This window comes from Stenotrophomonas sp. GW821-FHT09E08 (assembly GCF_059416125.1).
On the sequence record NZ_JBWKOO010000001.1, the window covers coordinates 198,842 to 221,010 of the forward strand.

Sequence of the window (22,169 nt, forward strand, 5' to 3'; positions counted from 1 at the left end):
ATGCCGCACCGTCGACGCCTTGCCCTGACCGCCCTCGCCCTGACCTGCCTGCTGCCCGCCATGGCCAGCGCGGCCTCGCCCTACAGAAGCCCGCAGCAGATCCTCGACGCCTCGGCGGCCAGCGACTGGCGCACGCCGGACCCGGCCAACCTGCTGTACATGGACCTGCCGGCCGGACGGGTGATCATCGAGCTGGCTCCGCAATTCGCCCCGCGCCATGTCGCCAACATCCAGACCTTCGCCCACGAACACTTCTGGGACGGCACCAGCATCTACCGTTCGCAGGACAACTTCGTGGTGCAGTTCGGTGATGCCGACGCCGATGACGCGGCCAAGGCCAAGCCGTTCGGCAGTGCCGCGCGCAAGCTGCCGGCCGAGTTCGAGCGCGCCAGCGCTGGCCTGAAGGTCAGCGTGCTGCCGGATCGCGATGGCTGGGCCGCGCAGACCGGTTTCGTCGACGGCTTCCCGGTCGGCCAGGACCCGCAGGCCGGCAAGGCCTGGCTGGCGCATTGTTACGGCATGCTGGGCGCGGGCCGCAGCAACGAAGAGGACAGCAGCATCGGTGCCGAACTCTATGTGGTGACCGGCCAGTCGCCGCGTCAGCTGGACCGCAACATCACTCTGGTCGGTCGCGTGCTGAAGGGCATGGAACTGCTCAGCGCGACCCCGCGCGGACCGGCGCCGATGGGTTTCTATGCCGACCCGAAGCTGCGCACGCCGATCGTGTCGATCCGCCGCGCCAGCGACGTGCCGGCGGCCGAGCGCACACCGATCCAGGTACTGCGTACCGACTCGAAGACCTTCGCCGATACGGTGGAGGCGCGACGCAATCGCGTGGATGATTTCTACAAGCGCCCGGCGGGGCATATCGATCTTTGCAATATTCCGGTGCCGGTGAAGTAACGCCGTCGCGGGTTCTGCGCGTGGCGCGTGCTGAAGGTGCGTCACTGTTCATGGGCGTTACTTTTCTTTGTACGCAAAGAAAAGTAACCAAAAGAAACGTTCCGCCAGCCGCGAGCCGATGCTGCGCACCGGTGCCCTGTGCTCCTCGGCCCGTCGAGGGACGGCGCGGGAACTCGCTACGCTCAGACACCCGCGCCTCTTCGCCCTCGCCGGACCTGCGGTGCTCGGCTCGCTCAAGGCGGACTGGAAGGTCAAGATCAACCGCAAAAGCATCCACGCATGGCGTGGATCTACTGGGTGCAGCTGTGGCCTTTGATGTGGATCCGCCTTGAGCGAGCCGAGCATCGCAGGGGAATCAGGGGCGAAGAGGTGCCGATGTCTGAGCGTAGCGAGTTCGGCACTGTCCCCTGATTCACCGAGAAGCGCAGGGGACCGACGTGCGAAGCACGGCGGCTCACGACCTGGCGGCGCGTTTCTTTTGGTTACTTTTCTTTTCGCGCGAAAAGAAAAGTGACGCCCATGAACAATGAAGCGCCTTCAGCACGCACCACGTGCAAAACACCTCAGCCCTTCTGACTCACCGCCACACTCCCCAGAATCAACGCACCGGCAATCAACATCTGCACCGTGACCGCTTCACCCAGGAACAGCCACGCGAACGCTGCGCCGAACAACGGCACCAGATAGGTCACAGTCGATGCACGCGACGGGCCGATGCGGCCGATCAGACGATAGAACATCAGGAAGGCGAATCCAGTACAGACCACGCCCAGCGCGATTGCCGCGCCCCAGGCCTTGCCCGGGATCGGGCCCTGCGGCAGATGGGTGAGCGCCATCGGCAGCAACCACAATGAGGCGCACGACAGCGTGGCGGCGGCCGCCGCAGCCGAAGGCAATCCGGTCATGTGCCTCTTCACCAGGTTCACGCCCAGACCGTACAACAGCGAAGCGGCCGCACCGGCCAGCACGGCCGTACCGATGCTCAGGCCCGAGATCTTGGCCGTGGCCAACACCACTACGCCGGCAAAACCAACCAGCAGCGCACCCGCACGCCGCGCACCGATCTTCTCGCCAAAGAACAGGAAGGCGATCAACGCGGCGAACAGCACCGTCATCGCATTGCAGATCGCGCCGATCGCTGCCGGTGCACGCTCGGCCGCGTAGGCGAACAGCACGAACGGCAATGCCGAATTGACCAGGCCGATCGGTGCCAGCCACAGCCAGCGCCGCGGCGGAAACTGCGCCCGCGCTTGCCACAGGAATGGCAGCAGCACCAGTGCGCCCAGCACCAGCCGCACCTCGACCAGCGCGAACGGGCCGAACGATGGCACCGCCACCCGCATGAACAGGAACGAGCAGCCCCAGATGGCGCCCAGCAGGGTCAATTCCAGCGGCGTGCGCCAGTCGCGCTCGGCCGCCTGTGGCACCGCATTCATATCCGTTCTCCAACCATCACTGCATTCCTCGTCCGGCCTCACAGGATCGGCCGCAGACGACCGCCACACAAGCGCGTAGTATCGCTGCCAGCCACAAATATGGTTTGAGGCTCGACATGTTGCTACGTCCTTCCCTGCTGCCGGCACTAGCCGTGTTCGCGGTCGCCGCGCGCCACCAGAACTTCGCCCAGGCCGCGCAGGAGCTGCACCTGACCGCCAGTGCGGTCAGCCACCACGTGCGCCGTCTGGAAGAGGTGCTGGAGACCCGGCTGTTCCTGCGTCATGCGCGAGGCGTTCGCCTCACCGCCGAGGGACGGCAGCTGGCCGATGCCGCCAGTGCGGCCTTCGCTGATGTGGCTGCGGTCGCCCATCATCTGCAGCCTGACGCCGACAGCGTGCCACTGCGGATCACCACGCTGCGCTCGTTGTCCTACTGCTGGCTGCTGCCACGGCTGCCGCGCTTCACCCAGGCCCATCCGCACATACGCATCGAGCTGCACACCGGCAGCGGCCTGGACCGCTACGACGACAACGGGCCAGAGGTCGGCATCCGCTACGGCCTGGGCCAATGGCCCGGCCTGCATGCGCAGCATCTGATGGACGACAACCTGTTCCCGGTCGCCTCACCGGCGCTGGCCGGGGTCGAAACGCTGCAGGACCCGGCACGCATCGCCGAGCTGCCGCTGCTCAGTGATCTGTCACCGCAGGGTTGGCGCGACTGGTTCCGCCACGCCGGTGTACGTCCGCCCTCGCCCATGCCGCCGATGCACACCTTCGCCGACAGCACCGACGCGATGCGTGCGGCGGTGTACGGCATGGGCGCGGTACTGGCCCGCACGCATGTCGCCCAGCCCTATCTGCAACGCTATGAGCTGCTGCGCCTGCCTGGCCCGGCGTTGAAGGCACGCTATGCCTACTACGTGGTGCATGCCGAAGGACAAGCGCCGAGCCCGGCCGCGCGCCTGTTCATCGACTGGTTGCTGGAACAGGCCCAGGACGAACGCACGCCAATCCCGGCGCTGCCGGACAGCCTGCTGGGGCGCATGCCCACAGCCGGCTGACCGTGCCCTCACCCGGTCTTTGCCCGCGGCTGGCTAGGCTGCAGGCGAACTCCCCTACGTGCTTCTGCCATGGCCCTGCTACGACTGCGTATTACCGGAACCGAAGACGACGCCCGTGCGATCAGCGATCTGCTGCTTGGCCTGGACGGCATCGAGCATGTCGAGGAAACCGACGACCTGATGCCGCACATGGACGACGACGATTCCAGTTCGGCCGGTTTGTCCGATGACATCGGCCCGGGCACCCACGAACTGGAGGTGGAAGTGGGCAACGAGAGCACTGCGCAGAAGGTGCGCGATGCAGTGCAGGAGCTTGCGCTGGAGCTTGATGTGTTCGTCGAGTACGAGACCGACGAAGGTTGATATTCCGCCGGGCATGGCCCGGCGCTACCCGATGCTCGAAGCACCCCGGTAGCGCCGGGCCATGTGCCGTCTGTTCCGGTAGCGCCAGGCCATGCCCGGCGAACACGTGCGATTACGGCTTGCGACGACGGCGACGCCACCACGCCCGCACACCCCAGGTCGCGATCAACGCCAGCACCGCTACCGGCAACAACGCGGCGGCAGCGCGGATCAGGAACGCAATGCTGGTGCTGAGGATGCTGCCCGATTCGCTCAGCGCCTCACCGATCTCGCTGCGGCTGCGCTGGCCCGAGGTGGTATCGAAGTGCATCGTGACCAGCTGGGTATCGATGCGCCGGCGTTGCTGCGCCGAATCCTTGTTGGCCTGTTCGACGCCCGCTTCGATCTCCGACAGGCGCGTGGTGATCGCCATCAGGTCCTCGATCTTCAGGTCCTTGCGGTCCTGGTAGGACAGCAGCCGCGCGTGTTCCTTCTCCAGCCGCGCCTTGGTCAGTGCGGTGTCGGCGACCTGCTGCGCGAGATCTTCGGCGCGCGTGTTACGCGACTGCAGCTTGCCGCCCTCACCGGCCAACGCGATCAACGGCTCAGTGCCCTTCGGCGCAATGCGTACCTTGACCTCGCCGCTGGGCTGCTCGCCACTGCGCTGATCGACCTGCAGCACCGCGCAGTCACCGAACTTCGCGCTCTGGCAGGCCTGCGCCACCTGCTGGATGCGCGGTGCGATCTGCGCCGCTTCCAGCTGCACCTGCACGTCGTGTTCGTAGGCGAGGAATGCGCCTTCCGGTGAAGCAACGGCAGCTTCGGCGGCGGTAGCGCCTGCGTCGGCCGCCACATCGCCGTGTTTGGCACAGGCCACCAGCACCAGCAGCAGCACCGGCATCGTCACCACGCGCATCCACACGTGCACCGGCCTCACAGTGCCGCTCCGTCGTAGGACATCACCGCCAACGTGGCCAGATCCACCTGCGGTACACAGCGCACGTTCACCGCCACCATCGGCGTGCCGGTGCGCGGGTCCACCGCTTCGCTGTAGGGGGCAACGCCGCACTCGCGGCAATGGTGATGATCGATGTGGGCCTTGTTGAAATGATAGGTGGCCACGTCCGCGGGATTGGTGCTCAGCTGGAACGCCTCGCGCGGGGCAAACCACAGCAGGCTGCCGCGGCGACGGCACATCGAGCAGTTGCAGTCGATGACGTCGCTGATCGGCGCCTCGGCCTGTACGGTGAATGCGATCCTGCCGCAATGGCAGCTTCCCTGGTATTCCATGTCCTGCGCTCCGCTGGAGGGTCCTTGTCAGTGCCCATGGTAATCCTATGGCACGGGGACAAAGCAGCTCCGGGGGCCTATGCTCGGGAATTGACCCCAGTACAGGAACGCCGATGCGCCCGCATCTTCTTGCCCTCGCCCTGGTCGCCGCCCTGGCCGGTTGCCAGCCGGCCGACGCCCCGACCAACGGTTCCACCCCGGCCGCCAGCCAGCAGGCCGGTGACGCAGCGGTTGATGCCGCCTTCGCCGACCTGTCCAAGCGCGCCCTGGACACCTGGATGCAGCTCTCGCCGGTCAGCGCCACCCAGATCGGCGACCACCGCTATGACAGCGAGATCGACGACCTGAGCGCGGCCGGCCAGCAGAAGACCCTGGCCGCCTACAAGGCGCTGTTGGGCGAGCTGGACAAGATCGAGGTGGCCAAGCTCGGCCGCGAGAACCAGGTGGACGCGGCGATCCTGCGCAACCAGCTGCAGTCGGAGATCTGGAATGCCGAGGTCATGCAGTCCGGCAAGTGGGACCCGCAGCTGTACAACGGCGTGGCCGGCAGCGCGATCTACGGCCTGATGGCCCGTGAGTTCGCACCGCTGCCCGAGCGCCTGAAGTCGGCCACCGCGCGCATGGAGAAGCTGCCGGCGATCTTCGCCCAGGCCCGCGAGAACCTGGATCCGGCCCGCGTGCCAAAGATCCATGCCGAGACGGTGGCCAAGCAGAACAAGGGCATTCTCAGCATCGTCGATACCTTCATCACCCCGCACATCGGCGAACTGCCGCAGGCCGACCAGCAGCGCCTGCAGGCCGCCATCGATGGCCTGAAGAAGGCCGTGGACGAGCAGCAGACCTGGCTGGACAAGACCCTGGTGCCCAACGCCAAGGGCGACTTCCGCATCGGTGCGGAGAAGTACGACCAGAAGCTGAAGTTCGCGCTGAATTCCTCGCTGTCGCGGCAGGAGATCGGCGAGCGAGCACGCGCCGAACTCAAGCGCGTGCGCGAAGACATGTACGGCATCGCGCAGACCGTGCTGAAGGACAAGCCCGGCGCACCGGAGATGCCGGCGCAGCCGAGCGACGAGCAGCAGCAGAAGGCGATCGAGGCCGCGCTGGAACTGGCCTACGCTGACAAGCCGGCACGCGACAAGGTGGTCGACGATGCCAAGGCCGCGCTGGACCAGTCCACTGCGTTCGTCCGCGAACACGATCTGATGACCCTGCCCGACGCGCCGGTGGACATCATCCTGATGCCGGAATTCCAGCGTGGCGTGGCAGTGGCCTACTGCGATTCGCCCGGCCCGCTGGACAAGAACCTGAAGACCTTCTACGCCGTCTCGCCGATTCCGGAGGACTGGAACGACAAGCAGGTCGACTCGTTCCTGCGTGAGTACAACTCGCGCATGATCCACCTGCTGAGCATCCACGAAGGCACGCCGGGCCATTACCTGGAAGGCTGGCATTCGGCCAAGTTCCCCTCCACCCTGCGTGCGGTGCTGCGCTCGGGCCTGTTCGCCGAAGGCTGGGCGGTCTACACCGAGCGCATGATGCAGGAGCAGGGGTATCTCAACAACGACCCGTTGTTCCACCTGGTGCAGCTGAAGTTCTACCTGCGCACGATCTCCAACGCGATCCTCGACCAGGGCGTGCACGTGGACAACTGGGATCGCGAGAAGGCGATGCACCTGATGACCCACGACGCCTTCCAGCAGGAAAGCGAAGCCTCGGGCAAGTGGGTGCGTGCGCAGCTGACCTCGGCTCAGCTGCCGACCTACTTCGTCGGTGCGCAGGAACACTTCGACACCCGCAAGGCGATGCAGGACAAGCTGGGTGACAAGTTCAACCTGAAGGCCTACCACGACCAGATGCTGTCCTACGGCGCACCGCCGGTGCGCTTCGCACGCCAGCTGATGCTGGACCAGCCGATCGAGTGATCGATCAGGTGTGAGTCGGAAATGGAACGGCCCGGGGAGACCCGGGCCGTTTTCTGTTCTGGCAGTTGCGACCTGCCATCCTGGTGGGTGCGAACCTTGGTTCGCACCGCTTCTGCCACCACTCAATCAGACGATGTGGATATACAGCTTCCTCGAGTTCAGTCTCAAATCGAGGAAGTACTCCACACCACACCCGCGGCAGGCAGCGGGACAATCCTCGTCGCTCCCACGTTGGTTCTCCGAGGCATCGGCCACCACCGGATATCCACAATCAAAACACGTAAAGGCAATGTTGCTGCCATGGGGATCCGCCCTTATTTCATCTCCATCACCGTCCATTACAAGAAAGCCCGTAATGTTCATGATTCACCGAGATCGCTTGGTTGATCGCTGGAGACTACCCGAATCCGAGCATACGGGACGCGAAGCTGCCTCCGTCTCATCACAATGCGACGCTGCCATCCATCCCCGGATTCAAGGTGAATGCAGCAGGTTCTTGAACTGCGCTTCACTGCAACCCGACTGCCCACAGCCCGGCAGCATCAGCTCCACCCGCCCCGGCGGCTGCGCGTCGGTCAACGGGATAGCACCACGCAGCTGCCCGCGCGTGGGATAGACATACACCAACCGATAACGCGCTTCGCCTGCCCCATGATCACGCCAGCGTTCAAACTGCAGCAGACCGCCGATCGGCGTCTTCTCGTACTGGCCCGGCAACGTGTAGTCCGCGATTCCCAGCGCCGCCAGCACGGAACCGATGTTGGAATCGTGGCCGACCAGCAGGCTCACCTTCGGCGATGCCGGGTCCTCGAACAACGCATTCACTCTTGCCAGCAGCGGCGCGGCCACGTCATGGGCGACCTCGGGGGTGCCGAATAGGATGTCCTGGTAGCTGTTGCGGATCTGCGCCAGCGCCTGCCATTGGGCCTCCGTGTTCAATCGGCCCCAGCCTTCGCGGGGGATGCCATTGCCCTGGTAGTGCTCCATCAGCAAGGCATCGACCAGCCCGCTGGCCAGGGCCAACGAACCGGTAGTACGCGGTTCCCTGCCCGGCTCTGCGCTGAGAATGGAATCGGCCGGCGTCAGGTGGCATTCGCTGCGGCCTGCGCACACAGCCGACTGCGGGTAGCGGGTGATCGCCTCCACCACTGCCAACGCCGGTGCCAGATACGATGCGACCTGCGCCTGTTGCATCGCCGACAACGCGCGTTCGCGGAAGGCCGCATCACCGTTGTGGATCACCGGGTTGAACAACGGATCCATGACTCCCAGCGGCATGCGCTGCTCGACCGTGACATGGCAGCCCGGGAACGCACCGGCAATGAAGAACTGCGCGGTGGCCTGGGTGCGCTGCAGGCTGTTGGCATGGGCATGGAAATCAGCCGGCTGCGGGCAGCCTGATACCGGCAGCAGCTGTGCGTGGCGCAGCCACTGGCCAATGTAACGGCCCATGTAGACCTCCAGCACGCCGCCCTTGGTGGTCAGCTCGCCAGCACCCACGTCCCAGATTGGCCAGCGCTCCGGTGTGGCATTGGCCAAAGCACCCGATGCCACCACCGGAGCGCGCAGGTTGTGGCGGCTGAGCAGGACAACCTGCTCGAGGTGGTCGCCTTCCACTGGCGCCGGCGCAGCGGCCGCAACCGTTGCGGCGAGGGTGAGCGCCAGAAACAGGGGGCACAGGAATCGGATCATGCTGGTTTCCGGAAAGGGCTCGGGGTCAGAGCCTTTTCCTGCGGAAAAGGATCCGACCCCGAGGGACGTGATGTGGGGTCGGATCCCTGTCCACCGGAAAGGGCTCCGACCCCGAAACGATCACCGATCAGCAGCCACGAAACCACCGGTCTGTCGCGCCCACAACCGCGCGTACAGTCCACCGGCCTCGATCAGCTCGGCGTGGCTACCGGTCTCGACGATGCGGCCCTGGTCCATCACCACCAGCCGGTCCATGCGCGCGATGGTCGACAACCGGTGCGCGATCGCGATCACCGTCTTGTTGCCCATCAACTGGTCCAGGCTGTCCTGGATCGCTGCTTCCACTTCCGAGTCCAATGCCGAGGTCGCCTCATCCAGCACCAGGATCGGTGCGTCCTTCAGCAGCACGCGGGCAATGGCGATGCGCTGGCGCTGGCCACCGGACAGCTTCACGCCGCGCTCGCCCACGTGCGCGTCGTAGCCACGCCGGCCCTGCCCGTCCACCAGCGTATCGATGAAGGCTGCGGCGCGTGCCTTGGCCACGGCGGCATGCAACTGCTCGTCAGTGGCATCGGGGCGGCCATACAGCAGGTTGTCGCGGATCGAGCGATGCAACAGCGAGGTGTCCTGGGTGACCACGCCGATCTGCTGGCGCAGGCTTTCCTGCGTAACGTAGGCAATGTCCTGATCGTCGATCAGGATGCGCCCGCTTTCCAGGTCGTAGAGCCGCAGCAGCACGTTGACCAGGGTCGACTTGCCGGCACCGGAAGGGCCGACCAGGCCGATCTTCTCGCCCGGCTTCACCACCAGGTCCAGGCCGGCAATCACGCCGCCCTTCTTGCCGTAGTGGAAGTGGATGTCCTGGAAGTGCACGCCACCACGGGTCACCTGCAGCGGCACCGCATCCTCGCGGTCCTGCACGGTCAGCGGCTGGGCGATGGTGGTGATGCCATCCTGCACTGTGCCGATGTCCTCGAAGATGCCGTTGATGGTCCACATGATCCAGCCGGACATGTTGTGGATGCGGATCACCAGGCCGGTCGCCAGCGTGATCGCGCCAACGGTGATGTGGCCGCCGTTCCACAACCACAGCGCCAGGCCGCAGGTACCGGCGATGAGGAAACCGTTGACGATGGCGATGGCCAGGTCCATGCCGGTGGTGACCCGGGTCTGCGCGCGGTGCTTCACCGCCAGTTCCTGGATCGACTCGGCCACATAGGCCTGCTCGCGGCCACCATGGGCGAACAGCTTCAGCGTAGGGATGTTGGTGTAGCCGTCGACGATGCGGCCCATCGCCTTGGAACGTGCTTCGGAAGCGATCCACGCCCGTTCCTTCGCGCGCGGCACGAAGTACACCAGGATCACCGCATAGGTCAGCAGCCACAGGATCAACGGCACCATCAGGCGCCAGTCGGCCTGTGCGAACAGGTACAGCGCAGTGCCGGTATAGACCACGATGTACCACAGCGAATCGACCATCTGCACAGCCGATTCGCGCAGCGAGGTACCGGTCTGCATCACCCGGTTGGCCACGCTTCCAGCGAAGTCGTTCTGGAAGAAGTTCAGGCTCTGCCGCACCACGTAGTTGTGCATCAGCCAGCGCGAGCGGTTGCTCAGGCCTGGCACGATCGCCTGGTTGACCAGCAGGTTGTGCAGGCCGACCAGGATCGGCCGAGCGATGACCGTGATGAACAGCATCCAGCCCAGCTCGTTGGCATGGCGCTGGAAGAAGCCGGCACCGGGCTGCTCGGCGACCATGTCGACGATGCGGCCCAGGTAATCGAACATCGCCACTTCCACCAGCGCCAGCAGCAGGCCGGCAATCAGCGTGGCCAGCAGCACCGGCCACACCGGGCGCAGGTAGTGCAGGTAGAACGGCACCACCTTGCGCGGCGGCATGCGCCCGTCCACGGGCGGAAACACCGGAATCAGGGATTCAAACCAACGGAACATCGCATTCCCTCGCCTCTTGCAAGCGGCGAAGTATCCCACGCCGGATGTGTACGCCAGCCGATGATCGCCTGAGCCCCCCGGTAGTCGCCCACCTTGGTGGGCGCCCTACCGCAGGCCAACCAAGGTTGGCACCTACCGGGCCACCGGGGTGAACAGCAGGTCCTGGAAATCGAAGCTGAAATCGGTCAGGTCGGAGATCGACTGCATGCGCACCTCGCGCACTTTGCCGTCCGGGTCCAGGCTGAAGTTCACGAACGCATCGGCATTGAGCGAACGGTCGTCCCAGCGCACGATGAAGGTGTCGTGCTGCCAATGCTCCAGCCGGCCGCTCAGCTGCGTGGTCTTCATGAAACGCAGGCGCAGCCCCTTGCCCTCGGCACTGACCTGCATGTCGCCATACCAGCGGTCGCGGAAGGTGCCGCTGTAGCCGGCCATTGCCAGCGACGGCTTGCTGCCCTTGTCGCGCGCCGCCTGGTGCTTGGCCCAGGCCTCGTCGGCCTTGTCCTGGCCCTTGGCCACGGCCTTGGCATAGGCATCCACCCAGTCGTGCTTCTCGCCGCCCAGATAGGCATCAAGCACGCTCAGGGTGATCGCGTTGAACGCCGCACCCACTTCCTGGTTGGTCAGCACCACCACGCCCAGCTTCTCGCCCGGCACCAAGGTCAGCCGCGAAACCATGCCCGGCCAGCCACCGGTGTGCCAGACCAGTTTCTGCCCGCGGTAGTCACTCAGACTCCAGCCCTCGCCATAGCCGGCGAAGTTTGCCCGCGCCGGTGCCAGCTCCGGCACGCTCGGCGCCGGGATCGACTGTGGCGTGATCATCCGCCACATCTGCTGCTGGCTCTTGTCGGTGAACAGCGGCGTGCCATCGGCCAGCTTGCCCTCGGCCAGCTGTACCTGCATCCAGCGCGCCATGTCGTGCGCGCTGGAATAGATTCCACCGGCGCCGGCGTTGTTCGACCAGGTCAGCGGCGCGACGGTGCGCAGGTCCTTGAAATCGAACTTGGCGTGGCCGACCGCCGCCTTGTCGCCCGGCTTCAGGTGATCGGCGTTGTAGCGCGTGCCGGCCATGCCCACCTTGTCGAAGATGCGGGTCTGCAGGAACTGCTGGTAGCTCATGCCGGTGACGTGTTCGATCACCTGCTGGGCGACCGCGTACAGGATGTTGTCGTAGGCGTAGCTTTCGCGGAACCCACCCTTCAGTGGCACCTTGCCCAGACGCTCCACCACTTCAGCGTTGCTGTAGGAGGTTGTCGGCCAGAACAGCAGGTCACCGGCACCCAGGCTCAGGCCGCTGCGGTGCGATAGCAGGTCGCGGATCGTCATCTGGCCGGTCACGAACGGGTCGGACATGCGGAACGACGGCAGGTGGTCGATCACCTTGTCGTCCATCTTCAGCTTGCCGTCCTCGGCCAGCAGGTTCAGCGAGGTGGCGGTGAATGCCTTGGTGTTGGAAGCGATGGCGAACAGCGTATCGGCCTGCACGGGCTCCGGCTTGCCCTGCTCGCGCACGCCCCAGCCGCGTTCCAGCACCACCTGGCCGTCCTTGACCACGGCCACGGCAATGCCGGGCACGTCGAACTGTGCACGCACGCGCTCGACGGTGGCATCCAGGTCCTGCAGCTGCTCCGGGGTCGCAGCGTTCGCCATGGTCGTGCACGCCAGCAGCACGGCTCCTCCAATCCAGGTTTTCATCCAGCACGATCTCCGAACAGGGGTGGCGGCCATGTGGAGGCCGTCACCGGGGTTTCGCGCGATGGTAACGGCCCCGGGCGCAGCCTGCCCTGTGCCATAGGAGGGGTGTCATGGGCGAAAACGGACAACCGAGCAACGGGTCGACCATCATTCCGTGCCTGCGCTACCGTGACGCGCAGGCCGCCATCGAGTGGTTGCAACGTGCCTTCGGTTTTCACGTCCAGGCGGTGTATGCCGACGGCGATACCGTGTTCCATGCGCAGCTCACATATGGCAGCGGCATGATCATGCTCGGCTCGAGCAGCAGTAGCGGCGAATGGTCCAAGCTGGCGGTGATGCCGGACGAGGTCGGCGGCCGCCAGACCCAGAGCGCCTGCGTGATCGTTACCGATGCCGACGCGCACTACGCGCGGGCCAAGGCCGCCGGCGCTCGCATCGTCATCGACATTGCCGACCAGGACTACGGTGGCCGTGGCTACGCCTGTGCCGACCCAGAAGGTTACCTGTGGTGGTTCGGCAGCTACGATCCGTGGCGCGTGGACCACGGCCAGTGATGGCCGCAACGACGCAGGCCGCGATCCGCTGCGGCATCGGTGGCTGGGTGTTTCCCGAATGGCGCGGCGGCATGTTCTATCCGCCGGGCCTGCCGCAACGCGAGGAACTGGCCCATGCGAGCCGCGCGCTACGCTGCATCGAGATCAACGGCACCTTCTACCGCACGCCCTCTGCCGCCCAGTGCGCGCAATGGGCCGCGCAGACGCCGGAGGGCTTTCGTTTCTCGATGAAGGCGCCGCGCTACCTGGTGCAACGTCGCGACCTGTCCAGCACCGTGGAAGCTGCAGCGCCGTTCCTGCAGGCGGCGCTCGCGCTGGGTGACCGGCTCGGCCCATTGCTGTGGCAGTTCGACCCACGCCATCCGGCCGGTGCCGAAACGCTGGGCGCACTGATGGCACAGCTGCCGAAGCAGTTGGACGGCGTGCCGCTGCAGCACGCGCTGGAGGTTCGCAACGCCGAAGCACATGGCCCGGCACTGGTCGCCGCCGCGCGCCGCCATGGCGTGGCGCTGGTGATCGAGGACAGCGACGAGGCGCCATTGCATGGAGATGTCAGTGCCTGCTTCGTCTACGCGCGGATCAAGCGCAGCCAGGCACGCTTGAACGAGGGCCTGCCGGCCCCGGTGCAGCAGCGCTGGGCGGAGCGCGCAGGACGCTGGTCACGCGGCGAGCCGGTGGCCGACCTGCCCTGCCTCGCCACGGCAGCCACGGAAACATCGCGCGAGGTCTACCTGCTGTGCATAGGCGCTGCCAAAGCGCGCAATCCTGCGGCGGCAATGGCGCTGCAGAGGCACGTAGACGGCGGCGCATAGCACGACCGATGCGCGACGGGCGCCGCCTTGCCTCACAATAGGCCGATGAGCACACCCGACACCCGCAAAGCGCTGTGGCAGATCCACTTCTGTGTCCTGCTGTGGGGCGTCACCGCCATCCTCGGCAAACTGATCACCCTGCCCGCGCTGCCGCTGGTGTGGTGGCGCATGCTGCTGGTGACAGCGATGCTGGCCCTGCTGCCGCGGGTCTGGCGCGGGCTGCGTACCCTGCCACTGCGACTGGTGGCAGGTTATGCCGGCATCGGCGCGCTGGTTGCCCTGCACTGGTTGACCTTCTACGGTGCGGTGAAACTGGCCAACGCTTCGGTGGCCGCCACCTGCATCGCGCTGGCACCGGTGTTCACCTCGATCATCGAACCCTGGGTTGCCAAACGGCCGTTCCAGCTGCGTGAACTGGCCTTCGGCCTGGCCGTGCTGCCGGGCGTGGCACTGGTGGTCGGTGGCGTGCCCGACGGCATGCGCCTGGGGGTGTTGATCGGCGCGATATCGGCGCTGCTGGTGGCGGTGTTCGGCTCGCTCAACAAGCGCATGGTCAGCCACGCCGATCCGCTTACGGTCACGGCACTGGAACTGGGTGCAGGTACCCTCACCCTGACCCTGCTGGCGCCGCTGATGCCCTACCTGCTGCCGGCGCTGGCCAGCCCGCTTTGGGTGGTACCGGACCTGCACGACGGCATCCTGCTGCTGGTGCTGGCCGGGTTCTGCACGCTGCTGCCGTTCGCCCTGGCGCTGGTTGCGCTGCGCCACCTGAGCGCCTACACCGTGCAGCTGGTGACCAACCTGGAGCCGGTCTATGCCGTGCTGCTGGCGGTGGTGCTACTGCGCGAACAGCACGAGGTCACCCCGTGGTTCTACCTGGGCGTGGCGATCATCGTCGGCGCGGTATTCCTGCATCCGTTGTTGAACCGCCGCAGGCCGGTGCAGCACCCGGAGATTCTCGGTACCGCCGAAGCACGCAACATCGCCGACTGAGCGCAGTCACCCCGGTCGTGGATGGCCGTGTCAACGCTGCGGCCAATGCCATGCCGGTGCATCCAGCAGGCCCTGCCCGCTCAACAGCGTGCGGCCATGTTCCTTCTGCAGGTGCAGCGAGTGGCATCCGGGCGCCTGTTCCAGCGCCGCGATCAGGCGGCTGGCATGTGAAACCACCCATACCTGGCTGCGTGCGCTGGCGGCGATGATCAGCCGCGCCAGCGCCGGCAGGAGATCGGGGTGCAGGCTGGTCTCCGGCTCGTTGAGCACCAGCAACGGTGGCGGACGCGGCGTATGCAGCGCAGCGGCCAGCAGCAGGAAGCGCAGCGTGCCGTCGGACAGCTCGGCCATCGACAACGACCGCAGCAGGCCAGGTTGGTGGAAGCGCAGGGCCAGCCGGCCATCCAGCGGCTCGAAGCTGACCGTGGCACCCGGGAAAGCATCGTCCACGCTGCGCGCCAGTGCGCCCGGATCCCCGATCTCGAGAATGGTCACCCACGCTGCGGCCAGATCGCGGCCGTCGTGATGCAGCACCGGCGTACGCGTGGCCATCGCCGGCTGCCGCGCCGGTGCATCGGCATCACTGCGGAAATGATCGTAGAAGCGCCAGCGACGGATGTACTCGCGCAGGGCGATGGTCTCCGGCATGCGCTGCGGATCGCCGACCTGGGTGAACAGGCTGTCGAACAGTGACACGTGGTCGTCAACCAGATCCCAGCCATGCGCATGGCGTTGCCGCACCATTGCACCACGGCGGTCGACCAGCAGGTTGGCACTGCGCAGGAAGGGCCCAGCCCAGATCGCCTCGACCTTGATCTGCGGGTCCAGTGCGAATGCGGAACGGCTCGGTGGCGGGTAGCCCAGATCGATGGCATAGCCGAATTCGTCAGTGGTGAAGCCCAGCTTCAGTCCCACCGATTCCTGGCGTGGGCCGCCCTGCAATGGAATCTCGCCGGCAGTGACCCGTCGATCTGGTTTTTCCGGACCCGCCCACAATGCCGAAGCGAGGCCGCCTTCACGGGCCAGCACCGCCGCGACCCCGCCCTGCGCGGTCTCCGCCAGCAAGCGCAGCGCGCGGTACAGGCTGGATTTGCCGCTGCCGTTGTCGCCGGTGACCACGTTCAGCTGCTGCAGCGGCAGCACCAACCCGTGCAACGAACGGTAGTGGGCGATGGCCAGGGTCTGCAGCATGGTCGGCATCCGTGGGAACAGGAGTGCCATGGTGCAGCGCGTGGATCGCAGGGAATGCGACGCGCACGGCATTCGAATGGATTCTTCACCCACGCGTGGCGTTGATCTACCTGAGGGTGCTTCAGCCCGCCCGTTCCACCCGGTTGCGGCCATTGCCCTTGGCCCGGTACAGCGCCTTGTCGGCGCGAGCCAGCGTGTCATCCACACTTTCACCTGGCTGGTGCTGGGCAACACCGATGCTGATCGTGACCGGGAATCCAAGCGGCAGGTCGGCCACCGCCAGGCGCAGGAACTCGCACTGCAGTTCGGCCGTATGCAGGTCGGTCGACGGCATCACCGCCACGAACTCCTCGCCGCCGTAGCGCGCAGCCATACCGCGGCCGGTGAAGTGCGAGCGCAGCAGCACACCCAGCTCGGCCAGCACCCGGTCACCGGTGGCGTGGCCCTGGAAATCGTTGATGTGCTTGAAATGGTCGATGTCGAGCAGCGCAACGCAGGCGACGCCCGGTTGACCATCCGCCACCGCAACCGCCTCTTCCAGCGCCGCCGCCATCGCGCGGCGGTTGGGCAGGCCGGTCAGCGCATCGGTACGGCTCTGCTCGGCCAGGTCGGCATTCTGCGCAAGCAGCACGTCCTGGTATTCCGACAGCAGGCGCTCGTAATCATCACGTTCCAGCATGTGTTTCTGGATGTCGAGCGCAAAGCGGCGCAGCTCCATCACCAGCATCACCTGCCGCGACAACGCCGCCAGCGCCTCGGCCTTGTCGCTGGGCAGGTGCTGCGGATGCGCGTCGAATACGCACAGCGTGCCCAGCGGCAGGCCATCTGAGCTGATCAGTGGCGCGCCTGCATAGAAACGGATGTGCGGGTCGCCGGTCACCACCGGGTTGTCATGGAAGCGGGCGTCCTGCAACGCGTCCTCCACCACCATGATTTCCTGCGGTTGCAGGATGGCGTGGCCACACATCGAATCGCTGCGCAGGTTCTCCGCCGCGTCGATGCCCTGGATCGATTTGAACCACTGCCGTTCCACATCGATCAGGGTCACCGCCGCCATCGAAGTGCCACAGACCGCCTTGGCGATCGCGACCAGGTCGTCGAAGGATTTCTCACGCTGCGAATCCAGGATCCGGTAGCGGTACAGCGCCTCGAGCCGAAGGGCTTCGTTGGCAGGCTTGTCGGGCTTGATCATGCAGCGTCACGTTCCGGCAGGTCACTGCGGAGTCTAGCCGATGCCGGTCCGCAATCCGCACAACGGGTAGTGCTGGCCGCTGGCCGGCATCCCGCGCTCATCCGATGCCTGGTGCAGCCGGCCAGCGGCCGGCACTACCTCGCGTTACCAGTCCAGCTGCTTCGGCAGCAGGCCCTGCAGTTCCTGCTCGGTCAGGTTGCGCCACTGGCCCGGCTTCAGCGCGCCGATCTTGATGTTGTCGATGCGCACGCGGCGCAGCTGGGTCACGCGATAGCCGAACTCGGCAGCCATCAGGCGGATCTGCCGGTTCAGGCCCTGCTGCAGGGTGATGCGGAAACCGAACTTGGCGATGCGCGAGGTCTTGCAGGGCAACGTCATCTGATCGTGGATGCGCACGCCGCGGGCCATGCCACGCAGGAACTCGTCGGTGACCGGCTTGTTCACCGCCACCAGGTATTCCTTCTGATGGCCGTTCTCGGCACGCAGGATCTGGTTGACGATGTCACCGTTGCTGGTCATCAGGATCAGCCCTTCAGACTCCTTGTCGAGACGGCCGATCGGGAAGATGCGCTGTTCATGGCCAACGAAGTCGACGATGTTGCCCTTGACCGAGGTTTCGGTGGTGCATGTCACGCCCACCGGCTTGTTCAGCGCGATGTAGACGTGGCGGCGGGTACCGGGCTTGCGTGCAACGCGCGCGCGCAGCGGCTGGCCGTCGACCAGCACCTGGTCTTCCTCGCCCACCACCGCGCCGGTACCGGCCGGGTGGCCGTTGACGGTGACCCGGCGGGCGGCGATCAGGCGATCGGCCTCGCGGCGGGAGCAGAAGCCGGTGTCGGCGATATGTTTGTTGAGTCGGGTGGTCATCGGCCCATTATCCGGCATCGCCGCCCGCTGCGCTTCATTCCGGCACGGGTGGATCGAGTTCTTCGCCGTCGAAGACGCGGTTGCGGCCCGCCCGCTTGGCCACGTACATGGCATGGTCGGCCCGGCGCAGCAGCGCGGCCAGGTCATCCTCGCCCGGACGCCACTGTGCCAGGCCGATGCTGGCCGTGACCTCCAGCCCTGGGACCTGCAATGCCTGGCCAGCCTCGATGATGCGCTGGCGCAGCCGATCCAGCCGCGCCGACGCCGCTTCGCGCGGCATGCCCGGCATCAGCAGCAGGAATTCCTCGCCGCCCATCCGCACCACCTCATCCTCGCTGCGCACCGCAGTCCGCAGCGCGCGCGCCACCGCCACCAGCACCTGGTCCCCCACCGCATGGCCGTGGCGGTCGTTGATGTCCTTGAACAGATCGATGTCCAGGAAGCCGATCACCAGCGGGCCACGCTCACGATCGACCCGCTCCAGGTGCCGGGCCAGCTGCTGCAGGCCGGCGCGGCGGTTGGGCAATCCGGTCAGGCCGTCGGTCTCGGCCAGCTGGCGCAGCTCATCACGCTGCTGGCGCAGCCGCCCCAGCCGCTGGTTCAGGGCATAGGCCGCCATCATCAGCAGCCAGGTCACCGACAGTTGCAGTGCTTCCACCCGGTACTCCAGCAGCCACTCCGCACTGCTGGCATCGGCGGCGATCATCACCAGCAGCGGCACCAGCGCCGCCAGGCCTGCCAGCGCCCAGCAGTCACCACGCAACCACGCCCGCATGCCGGCGGCCAGTGACAGCAGGCAACCGAGGATGAAGCTCAGCTGCAGGCCCTGCGCGACCAGCGTCAGGGTTTCCCAGCGCAGCCAGGGTACCAGCGCGGCCAATCCCATCAGGCCCCACAGCACGCCCTGCTGTGCCGGCCGTGAGCGTGGCAGCAGGCGGTCCCCGCCGTTGAGGCGCCACAGAGCGGGCAGTACCAGCGCCTGGGTCGCAGCGGTCAGCGCCAGCAGCCACCATGCGCCACGCTCCCCCACCGGCAGCCAGGGTTCGGGGTAGCCGCTCAAGCCGCCAAGAATCGCCTGCCACACCACCACCACGAACGTCGCGCCGATGTAGACCAGGAAGCTGCGGTCACGGGTGGTCAGGTAGGCCATCAATGCCGACAGCGCCAGCGCGATCGCCACCGCGATGCAGGCCGCGCGCACCAGCAGGCGGGCGGTATCGTTCTGCTGGACCGGACTGGGCGCACCCAGCCGCAAGGTCGGCACCCAGCGCGCTTTCAGCGGCGCCTGCCACGACACCAGGAACGGCTCATGGCTGCCAGCTGCCGGCACCGCCACCAGGCCGATGCCGGCACGGAAGCGTGAATCACGGGTGCGTGCATCGTGCATGTTGCCGCAGATCTCGCGGTCGCCATGCTGTACGCGGACTTCGCCAGCGAACACGTTGAACACATCCAGGGCCTGGGGTTGCCCCGACCAGCCCCCGGGTGGCGCGGGGACCTCTACCTGCTCGCGTGGCCCGGCCAGCATCGCGGGCGTGCAGCCACGATGCGGCGTCGGTTCATCCGTAGGTGCGCCAACCAGCAGGAAATCCCGGCCGGCCTCGGCCATGCGCGCGCGCGCCGGATCGGGAAACAGCACTCCCATCAGCAGGACGACCAGCAGCGTCCCTGTTTCATACCGCCACTGCCTGACGCCCACGCCACATCCTGTTCCTGCTTACGTCCGCGCCCACTGCGCGTCGCCCCTGGCGCGCATTATCGCAGCCGGGCGCGCAGCGCATGTGTAGACCAAAGTCGCCACCTGCCGTTCAGCCAGCTGCCGGAGGCCCCTTCACCGCCACCAGGCGCACCGGCCTCAGGTCACTGAGGGTCATCCGTTCCAGCGGCTGCGGTCGTTCGATCGCATACCCTTGCAGCCCCTGCACGCCGAGCCGGGTCAGCGCGGCGGCCACCTCGGCGGTCTCCACCCATTCGGCCACCACCTCCATCTGCAGTTCACGCCCTAGCTCGCTGATCGCACGCACGGTGGCGTGGCTGATCGGGTCGGTATCCATGTCACGCACGAATGCGCCGTCGATCTTGAGGATGTCGGCCGGCAACTGGCGCAGGTAGCCGAACGAGGACAGGCCGGAGCCGAAATCGTCCAATGCCATCCGGCAGCCGCGTGCCTTCACCGCATCGATGAAAGCGCGGGCCTGGCTGAGGTTGCTGATCGCCGCGGTCTCGGTGATCTCGAAACACAGCTTCGAGGCCAGCGCGCGGTTGCGCTCGAGCAGATCGCAGACGAAGGCCAGGAAGCCGGGCTCGGCGATCGACTGCGCGGACACATTGACGTTGCACAGCCCCAGCTGGCGCACGTGTGCCGGGCAGACCTGCAGGTGGCGGAACAGCAGCCCCAGCACGTGCCGGTCCAGCGCCACGGCCATGCCATAACGCTCCACGGCCGGCATGAACTGGCCGGGCAGGTGCAGGCTGCCATCGCTACCGCGCATGCGCACCAGCACTTCGTAGTGCAGGTAGGACGGATCCCCCACCCGGGCGATGCGCTGTGCATACAACAGCATGCGGTTCTCGGCCATCGCCAGGCTGACGCCCTGCAGGCGCTCGGCTTCCTGGCGCCGCTCCTCCAGCGCCATGCGATTCTCGTTGAAGCAGTGCACACGGTTGCGACCGGCCTGCTTGGCCGCATAGCAGGCGCTGTCGGCGGCGCTCATCAACCAGTTCGCGTCCGGCGCCTCGGCACTGACCTCGACCACGCCGATGCTGCAGCTCAACTGCGGGCTGCCCTCGCTGATCGGGAACGTGGCCTGGCCCAGGTTGCGGATCACCCGTTGCAGTACCCGCTTGGCCTCGTCCTGCCCGGCATGGGCGAGGAATACCGCAAATTCATCGGCACCGAGCCGGCCCACCCAGTCACCATCACGCACTGCTGCCACCAGGTAGTCGGCGAAACTGCGCAGCATCTGGTCACCGGCAGCGTGGCCGAAGCTGTCGTTGACCAGCTTGAAGTGATCCAGGTTGATGTAGCACAGCGAATGCGTGCCGCCCTCGCTGCGCACCTGCAGCAGCGAACGTTCCAGCAGCCGCTCGATCTCGCGGCGGTTGATCAGACCGGTCAACGGATCGTGGCTGGCGTGATGCTCGATCTCGCGCGCCAGTGCATGGTTCTGGCTGACGTCTTCGATGATCGCAAACACCGACAGCCCACCACCGGCACTGCGCACGCCGGTACCACTCCAGCGCCCCCAGACCAGGCTGCCATCGCGGCGGCAGAAGCGCAGCTCGCTCGGTCGCAGCTGCCGGTCCCAGTCGATGCGGCCCACGCCATCGATGACCAGCTCGCCTTCCATCAGCAGGTCACCCAGTGACATCTGCAGCAGCACGTCACGGCGATAGTCCAGGATATCGGCCATCGCCTGGTTGGCTTCCATCACCTTGCCATCGGTGTCGAGCTTGAGCATGCCGACGTTGGCCTGGTAGAACGCGGCACGGAAGCGGCTCTCATGCTCGGTCAGGTCCTTGCCGACGCGACGCGCCAGGGCCACCGCCATCAGGCTGATCGCCAGTACCGACAGGCCGCCGACCATCAGCGTCGCCACCCGCACCATCGTTGCCATCCGCAGCAGCGCCTGCGAGAACGCCTGCGCCTGTACCTGCAGGCGTCGATCAAGATCCCGCAGCTGCTGCAGGTAGCGATCACGATCGGTCAATGGCAAGCTGCCTCCGCCGTGCCGCCGCTGCAGCTCCGCCACCAGGTCCTGCACCGCCATCAGGTCGCCATCGGTCTGCCGCCACAGCGCGGTCGCTTCGCGGAACGCACCCAGGTCCCGCGCATAGCGGAACGAGAACACCAACCGCGGAATATCGGCGCGGGCATTGCCGCCCTGCAGGAAGCCCTGCCGCGCCCGAGACTCATCGGGCTCGGCCTGTTCAAGCGCCAGCCTTGCCTGCAGATCGCCCAGGGGCACCTGCAGCGCCTGCCGCGCGTCGTTCAGATCCTGGGCATGGCCGCGCGCCAGATAACGGCTCAACGCAGCAGTCGCATCCTGCTGCCCCCGTGACCAGTAGCCCTGCCCGGCAATCCAGGCCGTGGACGCCGCCTGCAGCTCCTGGATAAGGGCGGACAAGGCGACCAATCCGATCGCCATGCCCGTCAGCAACGCAAATCGCAGTCCCAGCCCACGGGTCATCGGCACCCGCCGGCTGTGTTGGTCCGTGCCACTCCTACCCATCCCGGATCCCCCCGAATGTGCTGCGGTGACAACC

At 66.4% G+C, this 22,169-nt stretch carries 18 protein-coding genes; 7 read left to right on the top strand and 11 right to left on the bottom strand.

Annotated features, from left to right (window positions below; all coding sequences use genetic code 11):
- Complete coding sequence (locus AC07M7_RS00960; RefSeq protein ID WP_495206549.1) at positions 1–903, top strand: peptidylprolyl isomerase; 903 nt, start codon at positions 1–3, stop codon at positions 901–903.
- 563 nt (positions 904–1,466) lie between these two features.
- Here the strand turns inward: AC07M7_RS00960 and AC07M7_RS00965 are convergent.
- Entirely contained in the window at positions 1,467–2,339 is an 873-nt protein-coding gene (locus tag AC07M7_RS00965) for a DMT family transporter (RefSeq protein WP_046983154.1), read from the bottom strand.
- 116 nt (positions 2,340–2,455) lie between these two features.
- Between AC07M7_RS00965 and AC07M7_RS00970 the strand changes: the two genes are divergently transcribed.
- Together AC07M7_RS00970 and AC07M7_RS00975 are read left to right on the top strand one after the other, a co-directional pair.
- On the top strand, positions 2,456–3,400 hold the full coding sequence (locus AC07M7_RS00970; protein WP_004150868.1) for a LysR substrate-binding domain-containing protein: 945 nt from the start codon (positions 2,456–2,458) through the stop codon (positions 3,398–3,400).
- Between the two features lie 69 nt (positions 3,401–3,469).
- Positions 3,470–3,763, top strand: coding sequence for a hypothetical protein (locus tag AC07M7_RS00975; RefSeq protein WP_046983155.1), 294 nt, complete (start codon positions 3,470–3,472; stop codon positions 3,761–3,763).
- Between the two features lie 112 nt (positions 3,764–3,875).
- Here the strand turns inward: AC07M7_RS00975 and AC07M7_RS00980 are convergent, their stop codons facing one another.
- On the bottom strand, positions 3,876–4,643 hold the full coding sequence (locus AC07M7_RS00980) for a DUF4349 domain-containing protein (RefSeq protein WP_426355766.1): 768 nt from the start codon (positions 4,641–4,643) through the stop codon (positions 3,876–3,878).
- Between the two features lie 32 nt (positions 4,644–4,675).
- Complete coding sequence (locus tag AC07M7_RS00985; protein WP_046983156.1) at positions 4,676–5,032, bottom strand: GFA family protein; 357 nt, start codon at positions 5,030–5,032, stop codon at positions 4,676–4,678.
- 113 nt (positions 5,033–5,145) lie between these two features.
- Here AC07M7_RS00985 and AC07M7_RS00990 point away from each other — a divergent pair, with 113 nt between their 5' ends.
- The gene (locus AC07M7_RS00990; RefSeq protein WP_495206550.1) at positions 5,146–6,954 is read left to right on the top strand and encodes a DUF885 domain-containing protein; all 1,809 of its coding nucleotides are present in this window, start codon (positions 5,146–5,148) and stop codon (positions 6,952–6,954) included.
- Between the two features lie 474 nt (positions 6,955–7,428).
- Here AC07M7_RS00990 and agp read toward each other — a convergent pair whose 3' ends face one another.
- The 3 genes from agp to AC07M7_RS01005 form a co-directional block, all read right to left on the bottom strand.
- Entirely contained in the window at positions 7,429–8,646 is a 1,218-nt protein-coding gene (gene agp, locus AC07M7_RS00995; RefSeq protein WP_495206551.1) for a bifunctional glucose-1-phosphatase/inositol phosphatase, read from the bottom strand.
- A gap of 120 nt (positions 8,647–8,766) precedes the next feature.
- On the bottom strand, positions 8,767–10,599 hold the full coding sequence (gene smrA, locus AC07M7_RS01000; RefSeq protein WP_253077657.1) for a multidrug efflux ABC transporter SmrA: 1,833 nt from the start codon (positions 10,597–10,599) through the stop codon (positions 8,767–8,769).
- 132 nt (positions 10,600–10,731) lie between these two features.
- Positions 10,732–12,294 (bottom strand): serine hydrolase, encoded by a 1,563-nt coding sequence (locus AC07M7_RS01005; RefSeq protein ID WP_495206552.1) that lies wholly within the window; start codon positions 12,292–12,294, stop codon positions 10,732–10,734.
- 110 nt (positions 12,295–12,404) lie between these two features.
- Here AC07M7_RS01005 and AC07M7_RS01010 point away from each other — a divergent pair, with 110 nt between their 5' ends.
- The 3 genes from AC07M7_RS01010 to AC07M7_RS01020 are packed head-to-tail and all read left to right on the top strand — an operon-like array spanning position 12,405 to position 14,653.
- Positions 12,405–12,848 (top strand): VOC family protein, encoded by a 444-nt coding sequence (locus AC07M7_RS01010; protein WP_046983162.1) that lies wholly within the window; start codon positions 12,405–12,407, stop codon positions 12,846–12,848.
- Positions 12,848–13,660, top strand: coding sequence for a DUF72 domain-containing protein (locus AC07M7_RS01015; RefSeq protein ID WP_495206553.1), 813 nt, complete (start codon positions 12,848–12,850; stop codon positions 13,658–13,660). Before AC07M7_RS01010 ends, AC07M7_RS01015 begins: the two co-directional genes overlap by 1 nt.
- Before the next feature lie 45 nt (positions 13,661–13,705).
- Positions 13,706–14,653, top strand: coding sequence for a DMT family transporter (locus AC07M7_RS01020; RefSeq protein ID WP_046983164.1), 948 nt, complete (start codon positions 13,706–13,708; stop codon positions 14,651–14,653).
- A 30-nt stretch (positions 14,654–14,683) separates the two neighbouring features.
- On the opposite strand, the gene AC07M7_RS01025 is transcribed toward AC07M7_RS01020, so the two are convergent.
- From AC07M7_RS01025 to AC07M7_RS01045, 5 genes are all read right to left on the bottom strand, one after another.
- Positions 14,684–15,844: an AAA family ATPase gene (locus tag AC07M7_RS01025; RefSeq protein WP_495206657.1), complete on the bottom strand. Its 1,161-nt coding sequence runs from the start codon at positions 15,842–15,844 to the stop codon at positions 14,684–14,686.
- A gap of 121 nt (positions 15,845–15,965) precedes the next feature.
- Positions 15,966–17,036 carry a sensor domain-containing diguanylate cyclase gene (locus AC07M7_RS01030; protein WP_428709195.1) on the bottom strand — a complete coding sequence of 357 codons (1,071 nt, stop codon included), beginning with the start codon at positions 17,034–17,036 and terminating at the stop codon, positions 15,966–15,968.
- Positions 17,037–17,180: 144 nt separating this feature from the next.
- Positions 17,181–17,903: a pseudouridine synthase gene (locus AC07M7_RS01035; protein ID WP_012510490.1), complete on the bottom strand. Its 723-nt coding sequence runs from the start codon at positions 17,901–17,903 to the stop codon at positions 17,181–17,183.
- 34 nt (positions 17,904–17,937) lie between these two features.
- On the bottom strand, positions 17,938–19,602 hold the full coding sequence (locus tag AC07M7_RS01040; RefSeq protein WP_495206554.1) for a sensor domain-containing diguanylate cyclase: 1,665 nt from the start codon (positions 19,600–19,602) through the stop codon (positions 17,938–17,940).
- Between the two features lie 109 nt (positions 19,603–19,711).
- Positions 19,712–22,135 (bottom strand): putative bifunctional diguanylate cyclase/phosphodiesterase, encoded by a 2,424-nt coding sequence (locus AC07M7_RS01045; RefSeq protein ID WP_136638672.1) that lies wholly within the window; start codon positions 22,133–22,135, stop codon positions 19,712–19,714.
- Positions 22,136–22,169 lie beyond the last annotated feature (34 nt).

Excerpts from the sequence above, each read along its gene's own strand:
- AC07M7_RS01020 (WP_046983164.1), top strand. The coding sequence starts at position 13,706 with ATGAGCACACCCGACACCCGCAAAGCGCTGTGGCAGATCCACTTCTGT.
- agp (WP_495206551.1), bottom strand. The coding sequence starts at position 8,646 with ATGATCCGATTCCTGTGCCCCCTGTTTCTGGCGCTCACCCTCGCCGCA.
- AC07M7_RS00965 (WP_046983154.1), bottom strand. The coding sequence starts at position 2,339 with ATGAATGCGGTGCCACAGGCGGCCGAGCGCGACTGGCGCACGCCGCTG.
- AC07M7_RS00975 (WP_046983155.1), top strand. The coding sequence starts at position 3,470 with ATGGCCCTGCTACGACTGCGTATTACCGGAACCGAAGACGACGCCCGT.
- AC07M7_RS00980 (WP_426355766.1), bottom strand. The coding sequence starts at position 4,643 with ATGCCGGTGCTGCTGCTGGTGCTGGTGGCCTGTGCCAAACACGGCGAT.
- AC07M7_RS01030 (WP_428709195.1), bottom strand. The coding sequence starts at position 17,036 with ATGATCAAGCCCGACAAGCCTGCCAACGAAGCCCTTCGGCTCGAGGCG.
- smrA (WP_253077657.1), bottom strand. The coding sequence starts at position 10,599 with ATGTTCCGTTGGTTTGAATCCCTGATTCCGGTGTTTCCGCCCGTGGAC.
- AC07M7_RS01035 (WP_012510490.1), bottom strand. The coding sequence starts at position 17,903 with ATGACCACCCGACTCAACAAACATATCGCCGACACCGGCTTCTGCTCC.
- AC07M7_RS00990 (WP_495206550.1), top strand. The coding sequence starts at position 5,146 with ATGCGCCCGCATCTTCTTGCCCTCGCCCTGGTCGCCGCCCTGGCCGGT.
- AC07M7_RS00985 (WP_046983156.1), bottom strand. The coding sequence starts at position 5,032 with ATGGAATACCAGGGAAGCTGCCATTGCGGCAGGATCGCATTCACCGTA.
- AC07M7_RS01010 (WP_046983162.1), top strand. The coding sequence starts at position 12,405 with ATGGGCGAAAACGGACAACCGAGCAACGGGTCGACCATCATTCCGTGC.
- AC07M7_RS01025 (WP_495206657.1), bottom strand. The coding sequence starts at position 15,844 with ATGCTGCAGACCCTGGCCATCGCCCACTACCGTTCGTTGCACGGGTTG.
- AC07M7_RS01005 (WP_495206552.1), bottom strand. The coding sequence starts at position 12,294 with ATGAAAACCTGGATTGGAGGAGCCGTGCTGCTGGCGTGCACGACCATG.
- AC07M7_RS00970 (WP_004150868.1), top strand. The coding sequence starts at position 2,456 with ATGTTGCTACGTCCTTCCCTGCTGCCGGCACTAGCCGTGTTCGCGGTC.
- AC07M7_RS00960 (WP_495206549.1), top strand. The coding sequence starts at position 1 with ATGCCGCACCGTCGACGCCTTGCCCTGACCGCCCTCGCCCTGACCTGC.
- AC07M7_RS01045 (WP_136638672.1), bottom strand. The coding sequence starts at position 22,135 with ATGGGTAGGAGTGGCACGGACCAACACAGCCGGCGGGTGCCGATGACC.
- AC07M7_RS01015 (WP_495206553.1), top strand. The coding sequence starts at position 12,848 with ATGGCCGCAACGACGCAGGCCGCGATCCGCTGCGGCATCGGTGGCTGG.